At 65.7% G+C, this 22,254-nt stretch carries 22 protein-coding genes; 15 read left to right on the top strand and 7 right to left on the bottom strand.

Going from position 1 to position 22,254, the window contains the following annotated elements:
- Window positions 1-41 precede the first annotated feature (41 nt).
- Both amaB and F624_RS0103470 read right to left on the bottom strand, forming a co-directional pair.
- Window positions 42-1,532 (bottom strand): L-piperidine-6-carboxylate dehydrogenase, encoded by a 1,491-nt coding sequence (gene amaB, locus F624_RS0103475; RefSeq protein ID WP_051107312.1) that lies wholly within the window; start codon window positions 1,530-1,532, stop codon window positions 42-44.
- Between the two features lie 234 nt (window positions 1,533-1,766).
- A complete protein-coding gene (locus F624_RS0103470) occupies window positions 1,767-2,618 on the bottom strand; it encodes an IclR family transcriptional regulator (protein WP_019572870.1) in 852 nt (283 codons plus the stop codon).
- 205 nt (window positions 2,619-2,823) lie between these two features.
- Here F624_RS0103470 and F624_RS0103465 point away from each other — a divergent pair, with 205 nt between their 5' ends.
- The 7 genes from F624_RS0103465 (at window position 2,824) to F624_RS0103435 (ending at window position 9,650) form a co-directional block, all read left to right on the top strand.
- Window positions 2,824-3,915 (top strand): ABC transporter ATP-binding protein, encoded by a 1,092-nt coding sequence (locus F624_RS0103465; RefSeq protein ID WP_019572869.1) that lies wholly within the window; start codon window positions 2,824-2,826, stop codon window positions 3,913-3,915.
- Window positions 3,912-4,760, top strand: a complete 849-nt coding sequence (locus F624_RS0103460; RefSeq protein WP_019572868.1) for an ABC transporter permease — start codon at window positions 3,912-3,914, stop codon at window positions 4,758-4,760. Before F624_RS0103465 ends, F624_RS0103460 begins: the two co-directional genes overlap by 4 nt.
- 118 nt (window positions 4,761-4,878) lie before the next feature.
- Entirely contained in the window at window positions 4,879-5,622 is a 744-nt protein-coding gene (locus tag F624_RS0103455; protein WP_051107311.1) for an ABC transporter permease, read from the top strand.
- Window positions 5,619-5,942 carry a (2Fe-2S)-binding protein gene (locus F624_RS0103450; RefSeq protein ID WP_019572866.1) on the top strand — a complete coding sequence of 108 codons (324 nt, stop codon included), beginning with the start codon at window positions 5,619-5,621 and terminating at the stop codon, window positions 5,940-5,942. The genes F624_RS0103455 and F624_RS0103450 overlap by 4 nt, the downstream gene beginning before the upstream one ends.
- Window positions 5,939-7,378 carry an FAD/NAD(P)-dependent oxidoreductase gene (locus F624_RS0103445; RefSeq protein ID WP_019572865.1) on the top strand — a complete coding sequence of 480 codons (1,440 nt, stop codon included), beginning with the start codon at window positions 5,939-5,941 and terminating at the stop codon, window positions 7,376-7,378. Before F624_RS0103450 ends, F624_RS0103445 begins: the two co-directional genes overlap by 4 nt.
- Window positions 7,378-8,517 carry an NAD(P)/FAD-dependent oxidoreductase gene (locus F624_RS0103440; RefSeq protein WP_031253940.1) on the top strand — a complete coding sequence of 380 codons (1,140 nt, stop codon included), beginning with the start codon at window positions 7,378-7,380 and terminating at the stop codon, window positions 8,515-8,517. The genes F624_RS0103445 and F624_RS0103440 overlap by 1 nt, the downstream gene beginning before the upstream one ends.
- 56 nt (window positions 8,518-8,573) lie before the next feature.
- Window positions 8,574-9,650: an ABC transporter substrate-binding protein gene (locus F624_RS0103435; RefSeq protein ID WP_019572863.1), complete on the top strand. Its 1,077-nt coding sequence runs from the start codon at window positions 8,574-8,576 to the stop codon at window positions 9,648-9,650.
- 302 nt (window positions 9,651-9,952) lie between these two features.
- Here F624_RS0103435 and F624_RS0103430 read toward each other — a convergent pair whose 3' ends face one another.
- Entirely contained in the window at window positions 9,953-10,348 is a 396-nt protein-coding gene (locus F624_RS0103430; protein WP_019572862.1) for a VOC family protein, read from the bottom strand.
- 78 nt (window positions 10,349-10,426) lie between these two features.
- Window positions 10,427-10,843 carry a hypothetical protein gene (locus F624_RS0103425; protein WP_019572861.1) on the bottom strand — a complete coding sequence of 139 codons (417 nt, stop codon included), beginning with the start codon at window positions 10,841-10,843 and terminating at the stop codon, window positions 10,427-10,429.
- 144 nt (window positions 10,844-10,987) lie between these two features.
- Here F624_RS0103425 and F624_RS0103420 point away from each other — a divergent pair, with 144 nt between their 5' ends.
- From F624_RS0103420 to F624_RS33910, 4 genes are all read left to right on the top strand, one after another.
- Window positions 10,988-11,572, top strand: a complete 585-nt coding sequence (locus tag F624_RS0103420) for a TetR/AcrR family transcriptional regulator (protein WP_019572860.1) — start codon at window positions 10,988-10,990, stop codon at window positions 11,570-11,572.
- Between the two features lie 743 nt (window positions 11,573-12,315).
- Window positions 12,316-14,085: a methyl-accepting chemotaxis protein gene (locus F624_RS0103415; protein ID WP_031253939.1), complete on the top strand. Its 1,770-nt coding sequence runs from the start codon at window positions 12,316-12,318 to the stop codon at window positions 14,083-14,085.
- A gap of 827 nt (window positions 14,086-14,912) precedes the next feature.
- Complete coding sequence (locus F624_RS0103405; RefSeq protein ID WP_019572857.1) at window positions 14,913-15,242, top strand: hypothetical protein; 330 nt, start codon at window positions 14,913-14,915, stop codon at window positions 15,240-15,242.
- A 140-nt stretch (window positions 15,243-15,382) separates the two neighbouring features.
- Window positions 15,383-15,700: a J domain-containing protein gene (locus tag F624_RS33910; RefSeq protein WP_169426539.1), complete on the top strand. Its 318-nt coding sequence runs from the start codon at window positions 15,383-15,385 to the stop codon at window positions 15,698-15,700.
- A 16-nt stretch (window positions 15,701-15,716) separates the two neighbouring features.
- Here the strand turns inward: F624_RS33910 and F624_RS0103395 are convergent, their stop codons facing one another.
- On the bottom strand, window positions 15,717-16,532 hold the full coding sequence (locus F624_RS0103395; protein WP_019572855.1) for an inositol monophosphatase family protein: 816 nt from the start codon (window positions 16,530-16,532) through the stop codon (window positions 15,717-15,719).
- Window positions 16,533-16,707: 175 nt separating this feature from the next.
- Between F624_RS0103395 and F624_RS0103385 the strand changes: the two genes are divergently transcribed.
- Both F624_RS0103385 and F624_RS0103380 read left to right on the top strand, forming a co-directional pair.
- Window positions 16,708-17,760: a hypothetical protein gene (locus F624_RS0103385; RefSeq protein ID WP_019572853.1), complete on the top strand. Its 1,053-nt coding sequence runs from the start codon at window positions 16,708-16,710 to the stop codon at window positions 17,758-17,760.
- A gap of 88 nt (window positions 17,761-17,848) precedes the next feature.
- Entirely contained in the window at window positions 17,849-18,112 is a 264-nt protein-coding gene (locus F624_RS0103380; RefSeq protein WP_031253937.1) for a VF530 family protein, read from the top strand.
- A gap of 18 nt (window positions 18,113-18,130) precedes the next feature.
- Here the strand turns inward: F624_RS0103380 and F624_RS0103375 are convergent, their stop codons facing one another.
- Together F624_RS0103375 and F624_RS0103370 are read right to left on the bottom strand one after the other, a co-directional pair.
- Window positions 18,131-19,504: an aminotransferase class V-fold PLP-dependent enzyme gene (locus tag F624_RS0103375; protein ID WP_245573543.1), complete on the bottom strand. Its 1,374-nt coding sequence runs from the start codon at window positions 19,502-19,504 to the stop codon at window positions 18,131-18,133.
- Window positions 19,505-19,562: 58 nt separating this feature from the next.
- Entirely contained in the window at window positions 19,563-20,474 is a 912-nt protein-coding gene (locus F624_RS0103370; RefSeq protein WP_019572850.1) for a TauD/TfdA dioxygenase family protein, read from the bottom strand.
- A 394-nt stretch (window positions 20,475-20,868) separates the two neighbouring features.
- Here F624_RS0103370 and F624_RS0103365 point away from each other — a divergent pair, with 394 nt between their 5' ends.
- Complete coding sequence (locus F624_RS0103365; RefSeq protein ID WP_019572849.1) at window positions 20,869-21,843, top strand: DnaJ C-terminal domain-containing protein; 975 nt, start codon at window positions 20,869-20,871, stop codon at window positions 21,841-21,843.
- 2 nt (window positions 21,844-21,845) lie between these two features.
- Window positions 21,846-22,190, top strand: a complete 345-nt coding sequence (locus F624_RS0103360) for a chaperone modulator CbpM (protein ID WP_019572848.1) — start codon at window positions 21,846-21,848, stop codon at window positions 22,188-22,190.
- Window positions 22,191-22,254 lie beyond the last annotated feature (64 nt).

The following is a 22,254-nucleotide window of genomic DNA, read 5'->3' as shown; positions in this document are numbered from 1 at the left end:
ACCTGGCCCGTGATGACTCACCAGGCCAGTCGCCCAGGCGATCACCCCTCCACGTCGAACTTCACGCCCTGAGCCAGGGGCAGTTCACGCGAGTAGTTGATGGTGTTGGTGGCGCGGCGCATATAGGCCTTCCAGCTGTCCGAGCCCGCCTCACGACCACCGCCGGTTTCCTTCTCGCCGCCAAAGGCGCCACCGATTTCAGCGCCGCTGGGCCCGATGTTGACGTTGGCAATGCCGCAGTCCGAGCCCACGGCTGACATGAAGCGCTCGGCCTCGCGCAGGTCCAGCGTGAAAATCGAGGACGACAGGCCGGCCCCCACCGCGTTGTTCAGCGCAATCGCCTCGTCCAGCTCGGTGTAGCGCTGCACGTACAGGATGGGGGCAAAGGTTTCGTGCAGCATCGGGCCGCTCTGGGCCGGCATTTCCACCAAGGCCGGGCGGGCGTAGCAGGCCGACTCGCCCGCTTCGGTCAGCACACGCTCGCCGCCGTGCACCTTGGCGCCCAAGGCACGGGCCTGTTGCAAGGCTTGCTGCATGGCCGCCAGGGCGGCCGCATCGATCAGCGGGCCCACCAGCACGCCGTCTTCGCGCGGGTCGCCCACGCGCACACTGGCGTAGGCCTTGATCAGGCGCGGCACCAGGGCTTCATAAACCGAATCGTGCACAAACAGGCGGCGCAACGTGGTGCAGCGCTGGCCGGCGGTGCCCATGGCGGCGAAGGCGATGCCGCGCAGCGCCAGATCGAGGTCGGCGCTGGGGGCCACGATGGCGGCGTTGTTGCCCCCCAGCTCGAGGATGGCGCGGGCAAAGCGGGCGGCCAGCTTGGGGCCCACGGCACGGCCCATGGCGGTGGAGCCGGTGGCCGACACCAGGGCCACGCGCAGGTCGTCCACCAGGGCGGCGCCCACCTCGCGCTCGCCCAGCAGCAAGGGCAGCAGGCCCTCAGGCGCGCCGCCGAAGCGGGCCACGGCGCGCTGCACGATGGCCTGGGTGGCCAGTGCGGTCAGCGGGGTTTTCTCAGAGGGCTTCCAGACCACCGCGTTGCCACAGACCAAAGCCAGCGCCGCGTTCCAGGACCACACGGCCACCGGGAAGTTGAAGGCCGAAATCACCCCGCACACGCCCAGCGGGTGCCAGGTTTCCATCATGCGGTGGCCGGGGCGCTCGGTGGCGATGGTCAGGCCGTGCAGCTGGCGCGACAGGCCCACTGCGAAGTCGCAGATGTCGATCATCTCCTGCACCTCACCCTCGCCTTCGGAGGGGCTTTTGCCCACTTCAAGCGTGACCAGCTGGCCCAGCAAGGCCTTGTGCGTGCGCAGCTCTTCGCCGATCAGGCGCACCAGCTCGCCGCGGCGCGGGGCCGGGGTTTCACGCCAGGCCAGAAAGGCTTGCTGGGCCTGGCCGACCACGGCCGCCACATCGGCGGCCTGTTGCAAAGGCAGTTGGGCCATCACCTCGCCGGTGATGGGCGAGCGCACCGGCAGGCCACCGGCCTGGCGGTACTGGCTGGGTGCCACGCCCAGGGCGCCCATCAGGCGGTCCAGCTCTTGCGGCGCCGGCGGAAAGCCGCTGGACAAGGGGGTGGAAGGGGTGGACTGGCTGGGGGTGCTGCTCATGGACATCTTTCGGGGAGGGGCTCGGAAGGCCGCACTATCGCGCAAACCGCGCGCCCTGCCTATCGACGTTTGCGAAAGACTTGATTCCTTCTGGGCATCAAGTCAGGCCACACCCTACCTGAATCAACAGCCTATCATTCTGATGATGCATCAAGGGGTGGCACCGGACTCTGGGGCCACCGGCTCCGACCAGGGCTCGGCCAGGCTTTGTGAGGGGCGGCGCAGCACCGGGTCGAAGGGGTTGATGCGCGGGCCGATCTGGGCCGCCTCGCGTTGCAGCAGGGCCACCACGGTGGGCAGGCGCTCGGGGTTGAGGCGGTCGGCAATCGTGCCCACGCTGAGGGCGGCCACGGCCCGGCCATCCGAGCCCAGCACCGGCACGGCCACCCCGGCCATGCCATCGAGCAAGCCGGTGTTGCGACCGGCATAGCCCAGTTGGCGCACCCGCTCGACCTCGGTGCGCAGGTACACCTCGTCGTACACCCCGAACTCGCGCACCCGCGACAGGTTGAAGCGGATCACCTCTTCGCGCTCTTCTTCGGGCAGGAAGGCCAGGATGGCCAGCGCGCCCTGCCCCACCCCCAGGGCCACCCGCCCGCCGATGTCACCCGTGAACGAGCGGATCGGAAACGGGCCCTCGGCCCGGTCCAGGCACACCGCATCAAAGCCGCTGCGCACCAGCAGGAACAAGGTGTCGCCCAGGCTGGCGCACAAGCGCAGCAAGGCCGGGCGGCACAGGGCGCGCAGCCCGCCGGTGTTGCCGGCCTGGGCGGCCAGGGCAAAAAAATCGACGCTCAGGCGGTACAGCTTGCTGCGCCCGTCCTGCTCGACCATGCCTTCGGCCACCAGGGCCTGCAGCAATCGGTGCGTGGTGGCCTGGGTCAGGCCGACGCTTTGCGCCAAATGGGTGACCCGTGCACCTTCCGGGGGCACCCGGGTCAGCGCGCGGATCACCGCAAACACCCGCTGCACACCGCCTGTGCCGGTTTCTGCTTCTGCCATCTTCACCTCGCTGGAATGGACTTGGGGCCATCATCCCCATTTATTTCATTTAACGGAATATTTTATAAATATCTTCTGATTAATGGAATATCCCATTGTTTCAGGCCCGGCTATTGCAATAGATTGAAAAAAGAACGAACGACTTTCCAGCTCCCCCTCTTCATCGACGCCGATGCCCCCCGGCATCTGCTGAAAGGCTTTGACGATGTCCTTTTTGCAACTGCACGCCCTGTGCAAGAACTACGGTGCCACCCGGGCCGTGAGCGATCTGAACCTGACGGTGGAGCAAGGCGAATTTGTCTCGCTGCTGGGCCCCTCGGGCTGCGGCAAGACCACCACCTTGCAGATGATTGCCGGCATCGAGGCCGTGAGCAGCGGGCGCATCGTGCTCGATGGGCAAGACATCACCCACACCAAGACCAGCAGCCGCGGCCTGGGCATCGTGTTCCAGACCTATGCGCTGTTCCCGCACATGACGGTGGCCGAGAACGTGGGCTTTGGCCTGGAGATGCGCCACTGCCCCAAGGCCGAACGCGAGCAGCGCGTGGCCGAAGCCCTGGCCCTGGTGCGGCTGGACCAGCATGGCCAGCGCTACCCGCGCCAGCTGTCGGGCGGCCAGCGCCAGCGCGTGGCCCTGGCCCGGGCGCTGGTGATCCGCCCGCCAGTGCTGCTGCTCGACGAGCCCCTGTCCAACCTGGACGCCAAGCTGCGCGAAGAGATGCAGTTCGAGCTGCGCCGCATCCAGCGCCAGGTGGGCACCACCACGGTGATGGTCACGCATGACCAATCGGAGGCCCTGTCGGTGAGCGACCGGGTGGTGGTGATGGAGGCCGGGCGCATCACCCAGGTCGACCACCCCGAGGCGGTGTACGAGCACCCGGGCAACCGCTTCATTGCCACCTTTGTGGGCAAGGCCAACCTGATCCCAGCCCAGGTGGTGGCCGGCGAACACGGCCCTGAAATCAGCCTGGGCCCGCTGCAACTGGCCGTGCCGGGCCTGCGCCAGGCGCCGGGCACCGGCGTGCTGGTGGGCCTGCGCCCCGAAAAGCTGCACCTGTGCGCGCCCGGCCAGGGCCGGCTGAGCGGCCGGGTGCTGGAGCGCTTCTTTCTGGGCAGCCAATGGCTGTACCGGCTGAACAGCCCGCTGGGTGAGTTGCTGCTGCTGGCGCCCAACGACGGCGGTGACACCCTGGCCGTGGGCGCCGAGGCCGGCATCGACTGGCCCCTGCACGTGACCCGGGTGCTGGACACCACGGGCGCTGCCGCCGCGCTGACAGCCACCGAGGCCCTGGCATGAAAAAGCCCATCCCCTGGCTGCTCAGCGCGCCCGCGCTGTGCCTGTTTGCCACGCTGCTGATCACCCCGCTGCTGCTGACCGCCGTGCTGTCGTTCAACGGCTTTGACTACGCCACCGGGGTGAAAGAGGGCGAGTACACGCTGGCCCACTACACCCACCTGTTCAGCGACAGCTATTACCTGGGCATCTTCTGGCGCACCTTCTGGGTGGCCGGGCTGACCACCCTGATCTGCATGCTGGTGGGCGCCCCCCAGGCCTATGTGCTGAGCCGCATGGGCAGCCCCTGGCGCTCGATTCTGCTGCTGGTGGTGCTGGCGCCGCTGCTGGTGTCGGTGGTGGTGCGGGCCTTTGGCTGGTCGATGCTGCTGGGCCCTGAGGGGCTGATCAACCAGGCCCTGATGGCCCTGGGCCTGGGCCGGGTCAAGCTGCTGTACACCGAGGCCGCGGTGGTGATCGCCCTGGTGCACGTGATGCTGCCCTTCATGGTGATCCCGGTCTGGACCTCCTTGCAAAAGCTCGACCCCAGCGTGGAGCACGCCGCCGCCTCACTGCAGGCCAGCCCCTTCACCATCGTGCGCCGCATCGTGCTGCCGCAGGTGATGCCCGGCATCCTGTCGGGCAGCCTGATCGTGTTCGGCCTGTCGGCCAGCTCGTTCGCCATCCCGGGGCTGCTGGGCGGGCGCCGGCTCAAGATGGTGGCCACCATCGTCTACGACGAGTACCTGCATGAATTGAACTGGCCCCAGGGCGCGGCGGTGGCCCTGACCCTGTTGGTGGCCAACCTGATCGTGATGCTGAGCTACAACCGCCTGGTTGAGCGCCGCTACCAGAAAGCCTTGGGGTAAACCAGACATGAGCGCAACTGCAACAACATCCACCTCGCCTTCCGCCCCCGCATCGGCGCGTGTGCCCGGACGCAACGGCCCCCTGGCCCTGCTGTTCAATGCCCTGGTGGTGAGCTTCATGCTGGCCCCGCTGCTGATCGTGTGCGTGGTGGCCTTCACGCCCGAAAACACCCTGACCCTGCCGCGCCACGGCCTGTCGCTGCGCTGGTTCAAGGCCGTGTTCGAGCACCCCGACTTCGTGTCTTCGTTCTGGAACAGCCTGTGGCTGGCCCTGGGCTCGGCCACGCTGTCCACCGTGCTGGCCGTGCCCGCCGGCCTGGCGCTCACGCGCTACAGCTTTCGCGGGCGGGAGCTGATCAACGCGCTGTTCCTGTCTCCGCTGATCATTCCTCACCTGGTGCTGGGCGTGGCCTTGCTGCGCCTGTCCAGCCTGGTGGGCGCGGCCGGCAGCTTCGGCTTTTTGTTGCTGGCGCATGCCCTGGTGGTGACGCCCTATGTGCTGCGCCTGGTGCTGGCCTCGCTGGTGGGCTTTGACCGCAGCATCGAACAGGCCGCCCTGTCGCTGGGGGCCTCGCCCTGGCGCAGCTTTGTGCGCGTCACCCTGCCCATGATCCTACCCGGGGTGAGCGGCGGCTGGCTGCTGGCCTTCATCAACAGTTTTGACGAGGTCACGCTGTCGATCTTTGTCACTTCGCCGTCCACCGTCACCCTGCCGGTGCGCATGTACATGTATGCCACCGAGTCGATCGACCCGCTGATGGCCGCCGTGTCGGCCCTGATGGTGGGCCTGACCGCCGTGGCCATGCTGGTGCTGGACCGCCTGTACGGGCTCGACAAAGTGCTGGTCGGAGGCCACCGATGAACCCCCATGCCCTGAAGAAAGCCGGCCTCGGCCTGCTGCACCGCGTGGCCGAAACCGGCCGCACCCCGCTGACCCTGCTGGTGGACGGCCAGCCCGTGCAGGCCCTGGCCGGGGACACCGTGCTGACCGCCATCCTGCAGCACCAGGCCGCCCTGCGCCACAACGAATTCAGCGGCCAGCCGCGTGCCGGCTTCTGCCTGATGGGGGCCTGCCAGGATTGCTGGGTGCGCACCGCGCAAGGCCAGCGCCTGCGCGCCTGCAGCACCCTGGTCAGCCCCGGCCTGAGCGTGCTGACCCAGGCCGAGGAGAGCCCGCTGTGAACACACCCCAAGCCCCCGACAAGGCCCCTGCCGACACCCCAGCGGTGATCGTGGGCGCCGGCCCCGCCGGCATCCGCGCCGCCCAGACCCTGGTCGCCCATGGCCTGCGGCCCATCCTGATCGACGAGGCCGCGCGCGGCGGCGGCCAGATCTACCGCCAGCCCCCGCCCGGCTTTTCACGCCCGCCCGAGGCGCTGTATGGCTTCGAGGCCGGGCGCGCCCGCGCCGTGCACGAGGCCTGGCTGGCCCTGTTGCCCCAGGTGGACTACCGGCCCGAGCAACTGGTGTGGAACGCCGGCCCCGGCTGGCTGGATGTGCTGCAAGGCGAGCGCAGCCAGCGCCTGGCCTGGTCGCAGCTCATCGTGGCCACCGGCGCCACCGACCGCGTGCTGCCCCTGCCGGGCTGGACACTGCCCGGCGTCTACACCCTGGGCGGGGCCCAGGTGGCCTTGAAATACCAGGGCTGCACCATCGGCCAGCGCGTGCTGCTGACCGGCACCGGCCCCCTGCTCTACCTGGTGGCCTACCAGATCGCCCAAGCCGGCCGCGCCCATGGCGTGCAGGTGGCCGGGGTGCTGGACACGGCCGGCTGGGCCGGCAAGATCGCCGCCCTGCCGGCCCTGCTGAACCAGCCCGCCACCCTGGCCAAGGGCCAGTACTTTCTGGCCTGGCTGCTGGCCCATGGGGTGCCGGTGCACTGGGGCGTGCAGCCGCTGCAGGTGCTGGGCCGCGAGCGCGTCGAAGGCCTGCGCTGGCGCGACCGCCAGGGCCGCGAGCACAGCACCGCGGCCGACGGCCTGGCGCTGGGCTATGCCCTGCGCTCCGAAACCCAGCTGGCCGACCTGCTGGACTGCCGCTTTGAATTCAACGCCCTGAACCGATCCCACCTGCCGGTGCGCGATGCCGCCGGGCGCAGCAGCGTGGCCGGTGTGTACCTGGCTGGCGACGGCGCCGGCATCCAGGGCGCCGATGCGGCCGAATGGGCCGGCGAACGTGCCGCCCTGGCGCTGCTGGAAGACCGCCAGGGCCTGGCCCCGAGCCCGCGCAGCCGCGCGCTCGATGCCAAGCTGGCGGGCATTGCACGTTTTCGCCAGGGGCTGGAGACCGCCTTCCCCTTCCCCACCGATTGGGCAGCCCAGGCCCCCGATGAACTGGTGGTGTGCCGCTGCGAAAACATCACCGCAGGCGAGCTGCGCCAACAGGTCAAAGACACCGGCGCCCCTGAGCTGAACCGGCTCAAGGCCCTCAGCCGCGTGGGCATGGGCCGCTGCCAGGGCCGAATGTGTGGCCTGGCCGCCGCCGAGATCCTGGCCCACGCCAGCGGCCAGCCCATCGAACAGGTGGGCCGGCTGCGCGCCCAGGCCCCCATCAAACCCCTGCCCCTGATGGCTTACGCCAGCCCCGGTGCCGAGGGCACCGCCCCGGAGAACGACTGATGCAAACCCTTGATTGCGATGTGCTAGTGGTGGGGGGCGGCATTGTGGGCAGCTCGGCCGCGCTGGCGCTGGCCCGCAGCGGCAGCAAAGTGGTGCTGATCGAGCGCGACCTGTGTGGATCGCGCTCCAGCGGCGTCAACTTTGGCGGCGTGCGGCGCCAGGGCCGCCCCTTGAACCAACTGCCCCTGGCCCAGCGCGCCCACGGCATCTGGGGGCGCCTGCCCGAGCTGATCGGCATCAACGGCGAATACCAGCGCAGCGGCCACCTCAAGCTGGCCCGCAGCGAGGCCGACCTGGCCTCGCTGGAGCGCTACCGCGAGCAAAGCGCCGCCTTTGACCTGGGCCTGCAGGTGCTGGGCCGCGCCGAAGTGCGCCGCCGCTGGCCCTGGCTGGGCGAGGTGGCGGTGGGCGGCTCGCTGTGCCCCGAAGACGGCCAGGCCAACCCCCGCCTGGTGTCGCCGGCCTTTGCCCGCGCGGCCGAGCGCGCCGGGGCCCACGTGCTGGAACGCACCCCGCTGCTGGCCCTGGCCCACGATGGCCAGCGCTTTGTGGCCGAAGCCGGCCCCGACGGGCAGGCCAGCTGGCGCCTGCGCGCGCCCCAGCTGATCAACTGCGCCGGGGCCTGGGCGGGCCAGTTGGCCGCCCAATTTGGCGAGGCGGTGCCCCTGGTGTCGGGCCACCCGGCCATGGCCGTGACCGAGCCCCTGCCCTTTTTTGCCCCGGTCAGCCTGGGCGTGGAAGGCGGTGGCATCTACGGTCGGCAGGTTCGGCGCGGCAATTTTGTGCTGGGCGGCGGCTCGGGCCTGGCGCTGGACGGCCAACGCGCGCGCAGCAGCAGCGAGGCCCTGCTGAAGCTGAGCCAGCAGGCCGTCGAGCTGCTGCCCGCACTGCGCGGCGCCCACATCATCCGCACCTGGAGCGGCACCGAAGGCTACCTGCCCGACCGCCAACCCGTGCTGGGCGCGAGCCAGCAGCGCAGCGGCCTGTGGCATGGTTTCGGCTTTGCCGGGGCGGGCTTCCAGATCGGCCCTGCCGCCGGCGAGGTGCTGGCCGAACTGGCCCTGCAGGGCCGCAGCAGCACGCCGCTTGACGGCTTTGACATCGCCCGCTTCCAGCCCACCGAGCCAAGCCGCTCTTGAAGCCCCGTTCACCTCGTCCCCTTTTCTTTCACCCCCTAGCCAACAAGGACCACAGCATGAAAACCACCCCCTCCGTGCCAGCACGTCGTTTCAGCCGCCTGGCCTGGGCCAGCGCCGCCCTGTGCGCCAGCGCCGCCCTGGGCAGCAACGCCCTGGCCCAGACCAAAACCCTGTACATCGGCATGAACGGGGGGCAGATGGAGAAGGCCTACACCCAGTATGTGTTCCCGGCCTTCGAAAAGGCCTATGGCGCCAAGGTGGTGGTGGTGCCCGGCACTTCGTCCGACATCCTGGCCAAGGCCCAGGCCAACAAGGACAAGCCGCAGATGCATGTGATGTTTCTGGACGACGGCATCATGGTGCGGGCCATCAACATGGGCCTGTGCGAAAAGCAGCGCGACACCCCGGTGCTGAAAGACATCTACCCCGCCGCCCGCCTGAAGAATGACATGGCCACCGGCGTGAGCCTGGGCATGACCGGGCTGGCCTACAACAAGAAGATGTTCACCGAAAAAGGCTGGGCCGCCCCCACCTCGTGGATGGACCTGGCCGACCCCAAGTACAAGGGCAAGGTGGTGTTCCAATCCATGCCGTCGTCCACCTTCGGCCTGCACGGCTTCTTGATGTTCAACCGCATCCAGGGCGGCACCGACAAAAACGTCGAACCCGGCTTCAAGGCCTGGCCCAACACCATCGGCCCCAATGTGCTCGAGTACATCCCCAGCTCGGCCAAGATCTCCGAGATGGTGCAGACCGGCGAGGCCGCGCTGTTCCCGCTCACCCCCACCGGCGTGGCCGGCCTGAAGGCCAAGGGCATCCCGGTCGAATACGCCCAACCCAAAGAGGGCTCGGTGGTGCTGATGGTGGCCCAGTGCGTGATCGCCAAGAACAGCGAACCCGAACTGGCCCAGAAGCTGGCCGAGTTCCTGCTCTCGCCCCTGGCCCAGGCCAATGTGCTGCAGTTTGGCGACCAGATCCCCACCAACCCCAAGGCCCCCGTGGTGGGCAATGGGGTTGAGCAGGTCAAGCTGATCAATGGCTACATGAAAAACGCCGTGACCGTCGACTGGGACGCCATCAATGAGCAGCGCCCGGGGTGGAACAGCCGTTGGAACAAGACGATTGAGCGTTGAGGTGGGGGGGGCTGGCTGGGGCCGGGGGCTCCAGCCTGGGCCTTGTGTCAGGCCTGTTGTGCACGCTGCGCCAACGACAAAATCCAAACCATCGAACTCGTTGGATCCGCGGTACAGTCAAGGGGATTGCCAACTGCCGTGAGTGACCATAAATGCTGTTCCATTCAGATCAAGCACTGCGCCGGTCGACGATTGATCCGATATCTGCCCTTCAAAATCCCGATTGACTGCGGACGACCTTCGGACTACGCGAAGCAGACCATGCCCGGAACGGCCATGCTCCGCTAGCGCAGCGCGCGATCTCACTCAGCGCAGTTCAGCATCCACTGAACACCAAATCGATCGGTCAATTTGCCGTAATAGTCCCCCCAGGGTTGGATGCCCAAGGGAGTTGTGATGGTCCCGCCAGCACTCAGCGCGTGGAAGAGTTCGCGTGTGGAGTCGCGGTCGTCCATTGCCAATAAGTGTGCAGAACCCCGCATCGGTTCCGCGTCGTCATTGTCCGAGGCATAAAAGTGCAGAGCAGGTCCTTGGAACTTGGCATGCATGACCTTCCCACGCATAGCCTCGTTTCTTACCGGCATGCCGTCTACTCCGTAGCGCAGGATCTCGACAACATGGCCAAGGCCGCATTGCGCATAAAAAGCCAAGGCTTGGTCACAGTCAGTGGTGAAGAAAAGATAGTTCGAGAGTTGCATATTGGTCTCACTGAGTTGTGAGGAGGCCTCAACGCGGTCGTCCCGAATCTGGCGACCTCGTTGCGGCCCCCAGATGTCTCAGGCCGGAACACCCCCCGCGCTGAGTTGCGCATTGTTGAGGGCCATCCCTGCAATCCCCCAAGCCCCATCCACCGCGTGTACCACATTGACCCATATGCGTTCCTTCGGGTGAAGCGTGCCAGACAGTTCATGAATGATGTTCGTGGCCTCTTCGATGTAGCCGACTTGAATCTCACGGCTAGCGAACGCGAAGGACGGGACCTTCCATTCAATGAAGGCCACAGAAGCTTCCTGTGATCCCGAATACGTATGCTCCCTCGGCAGGACGTGGATCGAGCCAACGATATTCGGTGTCATCGCCTTATTTCCAGCCAGGCCGTGCCACTTGAGCATGGCATCGGACAGGCGACTGAAGGCGACTTTTTCCTGACCCTCGGGAAGAACGCCCTCGGTAAGGGTGAGCGTAAGTGGCATAGGTACTCCAACTAGAAAGAACGGCGTCGACCCATACGCTGCGTCTCCGCATGGCATTTCAAGTAACGACCGTTATTTAATATTACATAACGATCGTGTTCTGACAACTACAATCTTCAACTTCACAGGTCGAAGGAGTTCATCGTGTCGAGGTCAGAACAGAAGTCGCAGACGCGGCAGCAACTCCTGCAGGGCGCAGGGCGCGGGTTTCGCAAGGCAGGCTTCGGTGGGATAGGGGTAGACGGCCTTGCAAAAGAAGCAGGGGTGACCTCCGGCGCCTTCTACGTTCATTTCGACTCAAAGGCCCAAGCATTTCGGGAATCGGTCGCACTGGGCATGGCCGAATTGAGGGGCGGGGTGCTGTACTTCCAAGAACAACACGGACACGCTTGGTGGCCGGAATTTGTGCGCTTTTACCTCAGCGCCAAGCGAACCTGCGACTTGTCAGAAAGTTGCACGTTGCAGACGATGCCGATAGAGGTGTCTCGATCAGACGAAGCCTCGCGCACAACTTTCGAGGATGCTTTACGCGACGTCGCACAGGCAGTCGTAGATGGTCCCGACTCACCAAATGCGCCGCAAGACATGGAGGCTGCTTGTGCCGCCCTGTCTTCGCTGGTGGGTGCGGTCACGCTTGCACGAGCGGTTTTCAGCCGTGAGTTCTCGGATCAGATTGCCGCAGGGACGGAACATGCTTTGCTCGGGCCCCAAGCAACTCTACCTGCGTAAGGCCAACAAGAAGGCCTTCTAGGTGAAGTGAAATGCCCCGAATTTCGCATTCATAGCTCAACGCTAAATTGCGAGAAGGACCGCTTCTGTAGATAGCCGACTGACTGCTCTGGGCCCATTGCCGTCCTCCGCTGCAGTTGGCCGAAAGCCTGCTGAGTGGTTACCCCATGCTAGACGCCTCCAACATGCATGCGGGTGATATCGCTCTAACGTACAAGGAAGACCCCGCCAAATCCCGTCTCTAACTTGGCCAAAAAATGGGCCGCTGGGTAGCGCCAGGCCTTGCACTGCCCGGGGTCGGCAGGGCCGTCAAAAATTGGTCTACCAAGACCGAGGGCGTGGCGGGGTCTCGACGGCGCGCCGTGGATCAAGGCCGAGCCAGCCCAACTTGAGATCTCGGTGCCTCATGCTGGGAAAACCCCTACTTCGGCCTATCGTCAGCACCGTATGGCACGACCTTGTTCTGGTCCGACAAGATCAACACCGAGCCAGAGAAAGCTGGAACCCAACCAAAACGTATGCCGTGGCAGTTGGGGATTTGATGCTTGGTCCCGCAAGGGCCACCCAGAGCATCACAAAGGCCTCCAGCACAACATTCATCACAAGACAATCACGTGTGTTCGGTAGCACACATTTATGGGCAAAAGTGCATACCAGAGCATCACACTGGACTTATGATAGATTTGACACAAGTGTCACTTCGATCAAAAATTCCTCGAAATCTATCAAGTCGAGGTGCCGAAATGTCCTTTCAAAATATGTCGGTTCGTGCCAAGTTGTCTGCCGCCTTTGGTGGCTTGGCCCTGCTAGTCCTTGTCGTGGCTGGCGTAGCGCTCAATGCATTGCAGGACGCGAACCTGGCCTTTGAGTCGTATGTGAATGGCGTCAATGTCCGAGCCACTCTCGCAAGCCGCATTCACTCCGAGGTCGATGCTCGGGCCATTGCCGCGCGCAACCTGGTGCTGGTGACCAAGCCAGCCGACCTGGAAGTTGAAAAAGCAGCTGTCACCAGGGCGCATGAGCAGGTACAAAAGGATCTCGCAAAATTGAAAGAAATGGTGGTTAACCCTGATATCCCAAGCAATGTCAAAGCCTTGGTCGCTGAAATCGACAAGGTTGAACAGGCATACGGGCCGGTGGCGTTGGCGATCGTGCAGCTTGCTTTGCAAAACAAGCGTGACGAAGCCATCGCCAAGATGAACGACGAATGCCGCCCATTGCTGGCATCACTGATCGAAAAAACCAATGCATATGCCGATGTGACTGCACAGCGGTCGGCCGCGATGATCAAGGAAGCAGAGGCCCACTACAACAGCCAGCGCAATTGGCTTAGCGCCGCATGCCTTTTGGCCCTTGCCGCTGCGGTGGTCGCTGGTATGTTGATCGTGCGCAGTTTGACAAGCGCCCTGGGTGCTGAACCAGGATTGCTGAGCGAAGCCGCAGAGCGAGTTGCCAGTGGCGATTTGAGCCCGGTGACCGGAATTGAGGCCGCTCACCCTGGCAGTGTGCTGGCCTCCCTTGGGGTCATGCAACAAAATCTGGTGAAGATAGTTGCCCAAGTGCGTGGCGCGGCGGACTCCATCGCAACGGGCTCCTCGGAAATCTCGGTCGGCAACACCGATCTGAGCCAACGAACAGAAGAGCAGGCCAGCGCGCTGCAACAGACAGCTGCCACCATGGACCAGTTTGGAACCACGGTCCGCCACAATGCGGACAACGCGAAGATGGCCAATCAGCTGGCACTGAACGCCTCGGAGGTGGCCAGCAAGGGTGGCTCGGTGGTTGCGCAGGTTGTGGAGACCATGAAGGGCATCAATGACAGCTCCAAGAAGATCGGAGACATCATTGGCGTCATCGACAGCATCGCATTTCAGACCAATATCCTGGCCTTGAACGCTGCGGTCGAGGCGGCTCGTGCCGGGGAGCAGGGTCGTGGCTTTGCAGTGGTCGCCTCTGAGGTTAGAAGCCTGGCAGGACGCTCCGCCGAGGCTGCCAAAGAGATCAAGTCACTCATTGGTGCGAGTGTGGATCAAGTCGAGCAGGGCTCGATCCTGGTGGACCAAGCCGGTCAGACCATGGAGGAGGTCGTCGCAGCGATCACACGCGTCAGCGATATCGTCGGCGAGATCAGCTCCGCCAGTTCGGAGCAGAGCTCCGGCGTGACCCAAATTGGCCAAGCCATCAACCAGCTCGATCAAACCACGCAGCAAAACGCGGCGTTGGTGGAAGAAAGCGCCGCTGCAGCGCAAAGCCTGGAGCACCAATCGGCACAGTTGGTCGCTGCAGTGTCCGTCTTCAAATTGAGCGGAGTTCAACATCGCAGCGCTCAAGCTCCGGCATCAAAGGCAGCAGCACGTCCTCAAACAGCGACTGGCTCATCCAATACCACAAGCCTGAAGTCTGTGAAAAAGGCACCGAAGTTGGCATTGGCCCATCCAACAGCCACGACAGCAACCAGCTCGGCCAAGGCCACCGGCACGCATGTTGACAACGACAGCTGGGAGTCGTTCTAAGCGGCACAAGACAAGGGGATCATCCCAACGGGAAATTCCCCACGATCAGCTCCCCCTTCGGCGCCCGGGCTCGCCCGGCACCGCCCTCGCTGCAGTTGATTGACACCTCCCGCATCGGGAACCAGCGAGTTGGAGCCTTACGAGCTTGACGGCTGGTACTGCTACTGCGCGTTCACCCCGTGCCCGACCATGGTTGTATGGGTACGACGCTTTCAAAGGGATCTGGCGACACCAAGCACTTGCCGGCGAGATTCGGCCCGAACCGGCCGCTCGCAGACACCGCTCAACTCAGCCACTGGCGGCTTTCGCCCATTCGATTCAACGACAGTGCCGAGCTGCTAAGCGGAATCGGCTCTGCAGCCAACTCAACAATTGGCAGCTACTGGCAGCTACTGGCCGTTCTCAGCCATCCTACCAGGGCACTTTGCCGATCAAGCCAAGGGCCAGCGCTTGTTCGATGGACCCATTTCTTGGATCGTTTTGTGCTCATCGACGCACTCAATGTCCAATTGGCGCGCAGTGCCGCCTGACCAATTGCTCTAGCCCCCGCGCTATGACAGCCACCGTAAACTGATGCCTTCGGCTGACCTGCCCTCACCCCACCCCATGTCGCTTCGACGGATCTTTGCCCTCATCGCGCTGGCCGCCTCGGCCGTGATCTGGCACGCGGGGCAGCATCAGTTGGCCGAAACCTTTCTGGGGCCCCTGGCTTTGATGCTGGCGCCCGTGATGGTTTTTTTGGCGGCGGCGGTCCTTGTCTTCAACTTGCCCATCTTGGGCCGACCGCAGCCAGGCAGCCCTGAGCCCGGCCCAGCACGGCAACCCGCATGACCAAGATCCTGTGGCTCATCGCCCTGGCGCTGCTGCCCTGGTTGGGGACCAGGCTCGACGCGCCCAAGTGGGCCGTGTTGCTCACGCTGGTCCCCTTTGGGCTGCTGGCCATGCGCATGGGCGACTCTGACGAAGAGATGTTCGGCGATGCCTCGCCGAAGGTGGGGCGGTTCCTGTTTCTGGGGTTGGGGATGGGCGGCGTGGCCCTGGGGCTTGTGGCCTTCAGCCTGCAGGGAGGCGCTTCGATGCTGGGTTTGATCTGGTGGGTGCTGCCTATTGCGGGCGTGCTGCTGGTGATCGGCGTGATCCGCCTGTTCCGTCATTAGACCAGCCCATCGAGGGGGCGCAGGGCTTGCGGACCCATGTCTGCCAATGCACAGACTGCCCAGGCTCAATGGGGTTCACTGCACTCAGTCGGTCGCTACTGGCAGGGTTGCTGGCAGGGCTGCTTCCCCGCGAAGGTCCCATGAATTCCTTGTACGAAACGCTTCAGGTCAGCCCCCGGGCCAGCAGCCCGGTGATCCGGGCCGCGTACCGATGCCTGGCCCAACAGCTTCACCCCGACAAGCACCCGGAGGCCCCAGAGAGTGGCCACCGTCTGGCGCGCGTCAACCAGGCCTATGCCGTGTTGTCCGACCCCGAAAAAAGACAGGCCTATGACCTGAGGCAGGGCGTGGCCCCTGCTTTTGTGGAGCGGCGCGGTCGCGGTACTGCGGCGGCTCATGCCTCAGCTGGCAAGGGGGCGCCAAGCGCTCGCCTGTTCAGCTTCCGGCCCTTGGTCTGATCGGCCGGCGGTTCGATCAAGCGGCCACGTCTGGGCCTGGGCACAGCAGCTGCTGCGCCAGCGTGTTCCAGTTTTGCTGATTGTCGGCCACCAGCAGGCCCTGGCCACCGTCCAAAGGCCGATACGGCGAGCCATCAGGCCGCGCCACATGTGCCCCGGCCTCGGACATGAACAAGGCCCCGGGCGCGTGGTCCCAGGGTTCGGTGCGCCAGAACAGCACGAAATTCTGCAGCCCCTGGGCGATCGCAGGGTACTCGTGGCCGGAGCAGCGCATGCCCGGCAAGACGGCGCCCAGGTCGCCGGCGCGGGCCTCGATGTGGCCCTTCAAGGCAGAGGGCAGGAAGCGGGTGAAGATGGCCCCACGAAGTTCGCTGAGCGGCAGCGGGGTCTGCCGTGTGTGCACGCGCTGGCCGCCCAGGTAGGCCCCGGCCCCTTTTTCGGCAAAGGCCAGGGTGTCGGTCAAGGGGTCGAGCATCCAGCTCATCACCGTTTCGCCGTCGCGGATCAAGGCCACCATCACGGCAAACAGCGGGCTGCCGGCCACAAAATTGGCCGTGCCGTCCAAAGGGTCGACCACCCAGAGTTCGGAGACCGCGGCCGCATCGCTCCTGCGCTCGGCCTGCATCGATGTGGCCTCTTCGCCCATCACCTGCGCGCTGGGCAGCAGGGCCAGCAGCCCGGCGGTCAACAAGGCCTCGGCCTCGCGGTCGGCGGCGGTCACGGTTTCACCGGGCGATTTCTCCTCGATGTCTTCCGCCCGCAGCGCGCGGAAGCGGGGCAGGATGGCCTGGCGCGCAGCTTGGCGCATCAGTTGTGCGACTTCTTCAATCATTGAATTCCTCTGAACTGGCCCCGATCAGCGCCCAGGCCAGGGTACGCAGCCTGGTGCTGCGCGCCGCCGTCATGGTGCGCCGTCCTTGGGTAAAGTGCGGTTCACGGGCCTCTGCGGGCGACATGCCGGCCTGGGGTCTGAACCGCTACAAAACATCAAGAGGGAGGGTAGCAGCATGAATCTGTTCAATATCGGATTGGCGCTGATCCTTTTTCTGCAACTGCTGCTGGCCCTGCACCAGTTCAGGCGACATCGAAAGTTGAAGAAGCACCAGCAGAGGATGGTGGAGGCGCTGGGGGGCAGGCGGTTTTGGCGCGTCGGCCTGGCCCGCGTGGAGTTTCTGAAGTCCTGGCCCAAGCGAAGCCCGCAGCAAGCCCTGGGGGTGTTGATCGATGAGGGGCATACCGTTCGACTCAAGGGCCGCTGGTATGGCGCCCAGGAAGACTTTGAACAGGTCGTGAGCAAGGAGCCGGCCACGCTCACCTGGCTGGCCCCCCATCCGTGGCGCACGGCCAACCTGGCCTGGGTGCAGATCGATGCCCCTACCGGCCCGCTCCTGGTGTGTGCAGAAACCCTCGCCAACCCCAGGGCCTCGCGCGAGGCCCTGGCCGACAGGGTGCGTTCGGTCTCTCCAGGCTTTGCGTTGCCGACGGGCGCAGGCACAGATTTTTCGCTGGAGAAGAACCGTTTTTCGCTGACCGCCGTGGTGGTGTTCCTGGCGCTGCTGCTGTTCTCACTGCTGGACACCTATGTGTTCAACGACTACGAGCTGATTGAATCCCAGGTGGCACGGCTGCTCAGCAGCCCGGCCCTGCTGGTGGCCGCTGGGGCTGCGCTGGTCGGGGTGGGCTTGTTCAGCTACCGCCGGTTGCTGGCTGGCAAGGTGCCGGTGCAAGAGTCGCTGGTGCTGGCCCTGTTTGTGACCGGCGCCTTGACCATGGCGGCGCTGCCAGCGCTCAAGCGGGTTGATCAGGTGCTGGCGAAAGGGCCATCCACCTGGTACGCCTACCGCGTGGTCGATCGGGTGGTTCACCTGAGCCCGGTGGATGCCCGCCAGGGCTTGCCGACCCTGCGCTTCACCAAGGCCCCCGAGTACTGGGCTCAGGTGCCCACGGGCAGCGAGGTGCAGGTGCCGCCTTTGCGCGGCCCCCTGGGCCTGTGGCAGCTCGATCACCAACGCTTTGACCCGCCGATCCTGAAGTTTTATGAAGACGCCGGCAACAAGTGAGCCGCATGGGCACATCAGGCCAAAGCCGCCACAGGGGGCTCAGCCCTGGGTTAAGCTCAGCAGCCCCGCAGCCCACCCAGATGCCGCCATGTCCACGCCCCCTGCCCCTCCAGCCCAGCGCCACAACCCTTTGCATGGGCTGACCCTGGAGGCCATCGTCACCGCGCTGGTTGACTTCTATGGCTGGGACGAGCTGGCCCACCTGGTGCCCATCCGCTGCTTTGCGCTCAACCCGAGCATCAAATCAAGCCTGACCTTTCTGCGCAAGACGCCCTGGGCGCGTGAAAAGGTCGAAAGCCTGTACCTGTTCATGCTGCGCGAGCAGCGCCGCGCCGGGCAGCAAGGCGACTGATTGCGCGGGCCATCCCTTTCAGGCCGCGATCACCTTCAGGGCCTCGACCAGCCGCGCCGTGTCTTCGGCCGAGGTGAACAAGGCCGGTGAAATGCGCACGCAGTCCCCCGCCGCCACGCCCCCGCGGCGCACGGTGAACAGGCCAAACTCATCCTTCAAACGCTTGGCCAGGCGCAGGTTGTCCTCGCGGCTGGTCTGGCCGCGCAAGCGGATCGAGGTGATGCCGGCGTACAGGCGTGGGTCTTGCGGGGTCAGGATCTGCAGTTTCGACAGCCCCAGCAGGGGCGCCACCCACAGATCGCGCAGGTGGCGCAAGCGGGCCTCCTTGTGGGCCGGGCCCAGGGCCTGGTGCAGGTCCAGCGCCACGGGCACGCTCAGCACATTGGCGATGTTGGTGGTGCCGGTGTGCACGCGCGAGCGCACATCGTGGGCCGGGTAGTCACCGTCTTCAAACGCCCGGTCGATGTCATCCAGCCGGCCCTCCTTGATGTACAGGCAGCCCACGCCCAGGGGCGCGCCCATCCATTTGTGCAGGTTGAAGCCCACAAAATCGGCGCCCAGCGACTCCACCTTGAAATCGATCTGGCCCCAGGAATGGGCCGCATCCACGATCACGTCGATGCCACGGGCCCGTGCCAGGCGGCAGATCTCGGCCACCGGCAACAAGAGCCCGGTGCGGTGGCTGACATGGGTCAGCAGCAGCAAACGGGTCTTGGGATGCTGCTCGAAGGCCCGCGCGTAAGCATCGATCACGCCCTGATAGCTGGCCGGCTCGGGCAGACTGATGCGCACCACCTCGGCGCCGCGGCGCTGACGCAGGTAGTTCATGGCGTACTGCATGCTGTCGTAATCCAGATCGGCATACAGGGCCACATCGCCCGGCTGCAGGCGCCGGTAGTTGGTGATGAGGTTTTGCAGCGCCTCGGTGGCCCCCCGGGTCAGCGCCACCTCTTGCGGCTTGGCGCCCAGCTCCAGGGCCACACGATCACGCACGCGAGTGGCTTCGCCCGCGTCGTACTGGCCACGAACAAACACCGAGCCCCGGCGATTGATCTCATCGACGTGGCGGTGATAGGCCTGTGCCACGGGCCGGCCCATCATGCCGAAGTAGCCGTTCTCGAAGTTCACCACGCTGCGGTCCACCGGAAACAGCGCGGCCACGCGGGCCCAGTGGGCCTCGTCACGGGCCAGGCTGGCGGGATCTTGCAGGGGGCGCGGCACCGTCAAACTGTCGGCGGCTGAAGCCTCGGGCGCCGGCGGCGGGCTCACCTGGGCCTTGGCGGCACCGGCCACCAGGGCGCCCAAGGCGCCTGCTGAAGCCATCAGGCCACGGCGCTGGCGCTGGAAAGGGGTGACCGGGGTGTTGTTCATGGGCAATGGGCTGTCTTTCATGGGGCACCAGCCTAGGGGCAGGCCGTGTCATGCCCATGACGGACGGCGCTGCGGCCGCTCAGGCCTTGGGGCCGTGGTCCAGGTAGGCCGACACGCGTTCGCCCCAGCGCTCTTCGGGGAAGTAGTCCCACACGGCATGGTGCTGGGTGGCCCAGTTGTCCCAGAACAGCAAAGTTCCCGGCTCCCACCGCACACGCACCTGGAAGGTCAGATTGCGTTCGATGTGGCGGTACAAGTGCTGCAGCACAGACTGACTTTCCTGGCGGCTGAGCTGCACGATGTGCGAGGTGAAGGCCTCGTTCACGTACAGAAACTTCTGCCCGGTGAACGGGTGGCGGGCCACCACCGGGTGCTCGGTGGCCGGAAAGGTCTTGCCCGGCTCGGGCTGGGTGCCGTAGCCGGCCGTCCAGGCGGTGGAGCCGTCGTGCACAGCCGTCAGGCCGTCGAGAAAGGCCTTGTAGGGGGCCGACAGCGACTCATAGGCCAGCACCAGGTTGGCAAAGGCCGTGTCGCCGCCACCCGACTCGGGCAGCCGCGTGACGTGCAGGAACGAGCCCCAGATCGGGTTGGCGTCGCACGACACATCATGGTGCCAGGCGTCGCCCGCCGTGAAGCGCGACTGCGGCCCGGTGCGCCAGGCCAACACCTCGGGGTCGTCGGTGCCGCCGGCCACGGCGCGGCTCTTGGCGAGCAGATGGCGGTGCAGGGTGCCGAAGCGGCGCGCAAAACGCTTGTGCGACTCCAGATCCAGCGTCTGGCCGCGGAAAGCCAGCACCAGGTTTTCTCCGATGGCACGGCGGATTTCGGCGAATTGCACGTCAGGGATGTCGCGCGACAGGTCCACGCCATGGATCTCGGCACCGATCGTGGGCGCCAGGCGCGTCAGCTTGAAGGTTTTGTAGGGCGCGCGGGGCAGTGCGTGCCAGGCTTCGATGGCCTGTTTGTCGTTGAAGTCTTGGTAAAAGCTCATGGTGTTCGCTCAGTCGGTTGTCTGTTCCACGTGGGGTTCAACAAGGGGTTCTCACCGGTGGGGGGCGGGCCTTCTGATGGGCTGCCCGCCACCGGTTCGAGCCGAATCTAGCGCTGGCGCGGCAGCCGGTTACGACCCTTTTCAGATAAGAAAAAGTGATTCCGGCCAGATCTCCAAGGCTTGAGGAAACGCAAAAAATCGGGGCCGCGGGCCAGGCATGTTTTTGTCGCGGATCAAGCCCGCGGGGCCCGCCCTGTGGCTGAGCAGGGTCACAACTGCCCACTTCGGGCGGGCCGCCACGCACCGCCATGGCCAAACCTTGCGCCAGGTACAGACAAACTGCCCCCCATTGGATTAGGGTGGGCCTTTGACGCAGCTTCGCAAAGGCCCGGGCATGGAATTCAAGGACTACTACCAGCAATTGGGGGTGGGCAAGAACGCCACCGCGGACGAGATCAAGAAAGCGTTTCGCAAGAAGGCCCGCCAGTACCACCCCGATGTCAGCAAAGAGCCCGATGCGGCCAGCCGCATGGCCGAGCTCAACGAGGCCAACGCCGTGCTGTCCGACCCCGAAAAACGCGCCGCCTACGACACCCTGGCCAACCAGCCTCAGGCCAGCCGTGCGGGCCAGGCCTACCAGCCCCCACCCCACTGGGACAGCGGCTACGAGTTCTCGGGCGGCGCCGACGACCTGGAAGGCGAGCACAGCGACTTCTTCGAGCAACTGTTCGGCCGTTCGGCCCGTGCCAGCCGGCAAGGTCGGGGCACGGCCGGCATGGGCGGCGCCCGACCGCAGGCGCAGCGTGGCAACGACCACCACGCCAGCATCGAACTGGATCTGGTCGACGCCTACACCGGGGCCCTGCGCACCATCACGCTGCAGGCCGGGCGCCTGAACGAAGCCGGCCACCTGGTGCGCGAAGAACGGCATCTGGAGGTGAAGATTCCCCAGGGCGTGCGCGAGGGCCAGCACATCCGCCTGGCCGGCCAGGGCAGCCCGGGCCTGGCCGGTGGCCCACCCGGCGACCTGTTGCTCGAAGTCGGCTTCAAGCCCGACGCGCGCTGGCATGCCGAAGGCCGCGATGTGCACCAGACCCTGCTGTTGGCGCCCTGGGAGGCGACCCTGGGCACCAGCATCACGGTGACCACCCCGGGCGGCGAGCTGGAGGTGCAGGTGCCCGCCGGCTGGCGCCGCGGCCGCAAGCTGCGCCTGAAAGAACGTGGCATCCCCGGCCACCCCCCCGGTGACCTGTACCTGACGCTGGACCTGGCCCTGCCCCCGGCCGACACCGACGCGGCCCGTGCCGCCTACACCGCCCTGGCCCAGGCCTGCCCGGGCTTCAACCCTCGCCAGCCCCACGGAGCCTGACCATGAACCCAGCCCCCCAAAGCCCTCACACAAGCCATGTGCTGGATGCCGAGTTGCTGCCAGACGATGCCTTCGATCTGGAGGCCCTGGCCCAGGCCTGCCGCCAGAGCCCGGACTGGGTGCGTGTGCGGGTCGAAACCGGCGTGTTGCAGACCGACCCACCTGAGCAGGCCTGGCGCTTCAGCAGCCAGACCTTTGTGCGCGCGCGCCGCATTGCCCACCTGGAAGCCACCTTTGACGCCGATCCCCAACTGGCCGCCTTGACGGTCGACCTGATCGAAGAGGTGACCCGTTTGCGCCGCCAACTGCAGCAGTTGCAGGCCTTGCACGGCGATGCCCCGACCTGATGCGCGCAGCGCTGTAACGGGTCATTGCACCTGTCTGCCCGGCGGGCCCGCCGAGTTCCCCTAC

Source organism: Curvibacter lanceolatus ATCC 14669, assembly GCF_000381265.1.
In the GTDB taxonomy this organism is placed as follows: Bacteria; Pseudomonadota; Gammaproteobacteria; order Burkholderiales; family Burkholderiaceae_C; genus Curvibacter; species Curvibacter lanceolatus.
This window is presented reverse-complemented; position numbering and strand designations above follow the sequence as displayed.

Coding starts and splice junctions, on each gene's coding strand:
- F624_RS0103465 (WP_019572869.1), top strand. CDS start 2,824: ATGTCCTTTTTGCAACTGCACGCCCTGTGCAAGAACTACGGTGCCACC.
- F624_RS0103455 (WP_051107311.1), top strand. CDS start 4,879: ATGCTGGCCCCGCTGCTGATCGTGTGCGTGGTGGCCTTCACGCCCGAA.
- F624_RS0103380 (WP_031253937.1), top strand. CDS start 17,849: ATGTCCACGCCCCCTGCCCCTCCAGCCCAGCGCCACAACCCTTTGCAT.
- F624_RS0103450 (WP_019572866.1), top strand. CDS start 5,619: ATGAACCCCCATGCCCTGAAGAAAGCCGGCCTCGGCCTGCTGCACCGC.
- F624_RS0103370 (WP_019572850.1), bottom strand. CDS start 20,474: ATGAGCTTTTACCAAGACTTCAACGACAAACAGGCCATCGAAGCCTGG.
- F624_RS33910 (WP_169426539.1), top strand. CDS start 15,383: ATGAATTCCTTGTACGAAACGCTTCAGGTCAGCCCCCGGGCCAGCAGC.
- F624_RS0103405 (WP_019572857.1), top strand. CDS start 14,913: ATGACCAAGATCCTGTGGCTCATCGCCCTGGCGCTGCTGCCCTGGTTG.
- F624_RS0103425 (WP_019572861.1), bottom strand. CDS start 10,843: ATGCCACTTACGCTCACCCTTACCGAGGGCGTTCTTCCCGAGGGTCAG.
- F624_RS0103415 (WP_031253939.1), top strand. CDS start 12,316: ATGTCCTTTCAAAATATGTCGGTTCGTGCCAAGTTGTCTGCCGCCTTT.
- F624_RS0103375 (WP_245573543.1), bottom strand. CDS start 19,504: ATGAAAGACAGCCCATTGCCCATGAACAACACCCCGGTCACCCCTTTC.
- F624_RS0103430 (WP_019572862.1), bottom strand. CDS start 10,348: ATGCAACTCTCGAACTATCTTTTCTTCACCACTGACTGTGACCAAGCC.
- amaB (WP_051107312.1), bottom strand. CDS start 1,532: ATGGGCGCCCTGGGCGTGGCACCCAGCCAGTACCGCCAGGCCGGTGGC.
- F624_RS0103360 (WP_019572848.1), top strand. CDS start 21,846: ATGAACCCAGCCCCCCAAAGCCCTCACACAAGCCATGTGCTGGATGCC.
- F624_RS0103395 (WP_019572855.1), bottom strand. CDS start 16,532: ATGATTGAAGAAGTCGCACAACTGATGCGCCAAGCTGCGCGCCAGGCC.
- F624_RS0103470 (WP_019572870.1), bottom strand. CDS start 2,618: ATGGCAGAAGCAGAAACCGGCACAGGCGGTGTGCAGCGGGTGTTTGCG.
- F624_RS0103365 (WP_019572849.1), top strand. CDS start 20,869: ATGGAATTCAAGGACTACTACCAGCAATTGGGGGTGGGCAAGAACGCC.
- F624_RS0103385 (WP_019572853.1), top strand. CDS start 16,708: ATGAATCTGTTCAATATCGGATTGGCGCTGATCCTTTTTCTGCAACTG.
- F624_RS0103440 (WP_031253940.1), top strand. CDS start 7,378: ATGCAAACCCTTGATTGCGATGTGCTAGTGGTGGGGGGCGGCATTGTG.
- F624_RS0103460 (WP_019572868.1), top strand. CDS start 3,912: ATGAAAAAGCCCATCCCCTGGCTGCTCAGCGCGCCCGCGCTGTGCCTG.
- F624_RS0103435 (WP_019572863.1), top strand. CDS start 8,574: ATGAAAACCACCCCCTCCGTGCCAGCACGTCGTTTCAGCCGCCTGGCC.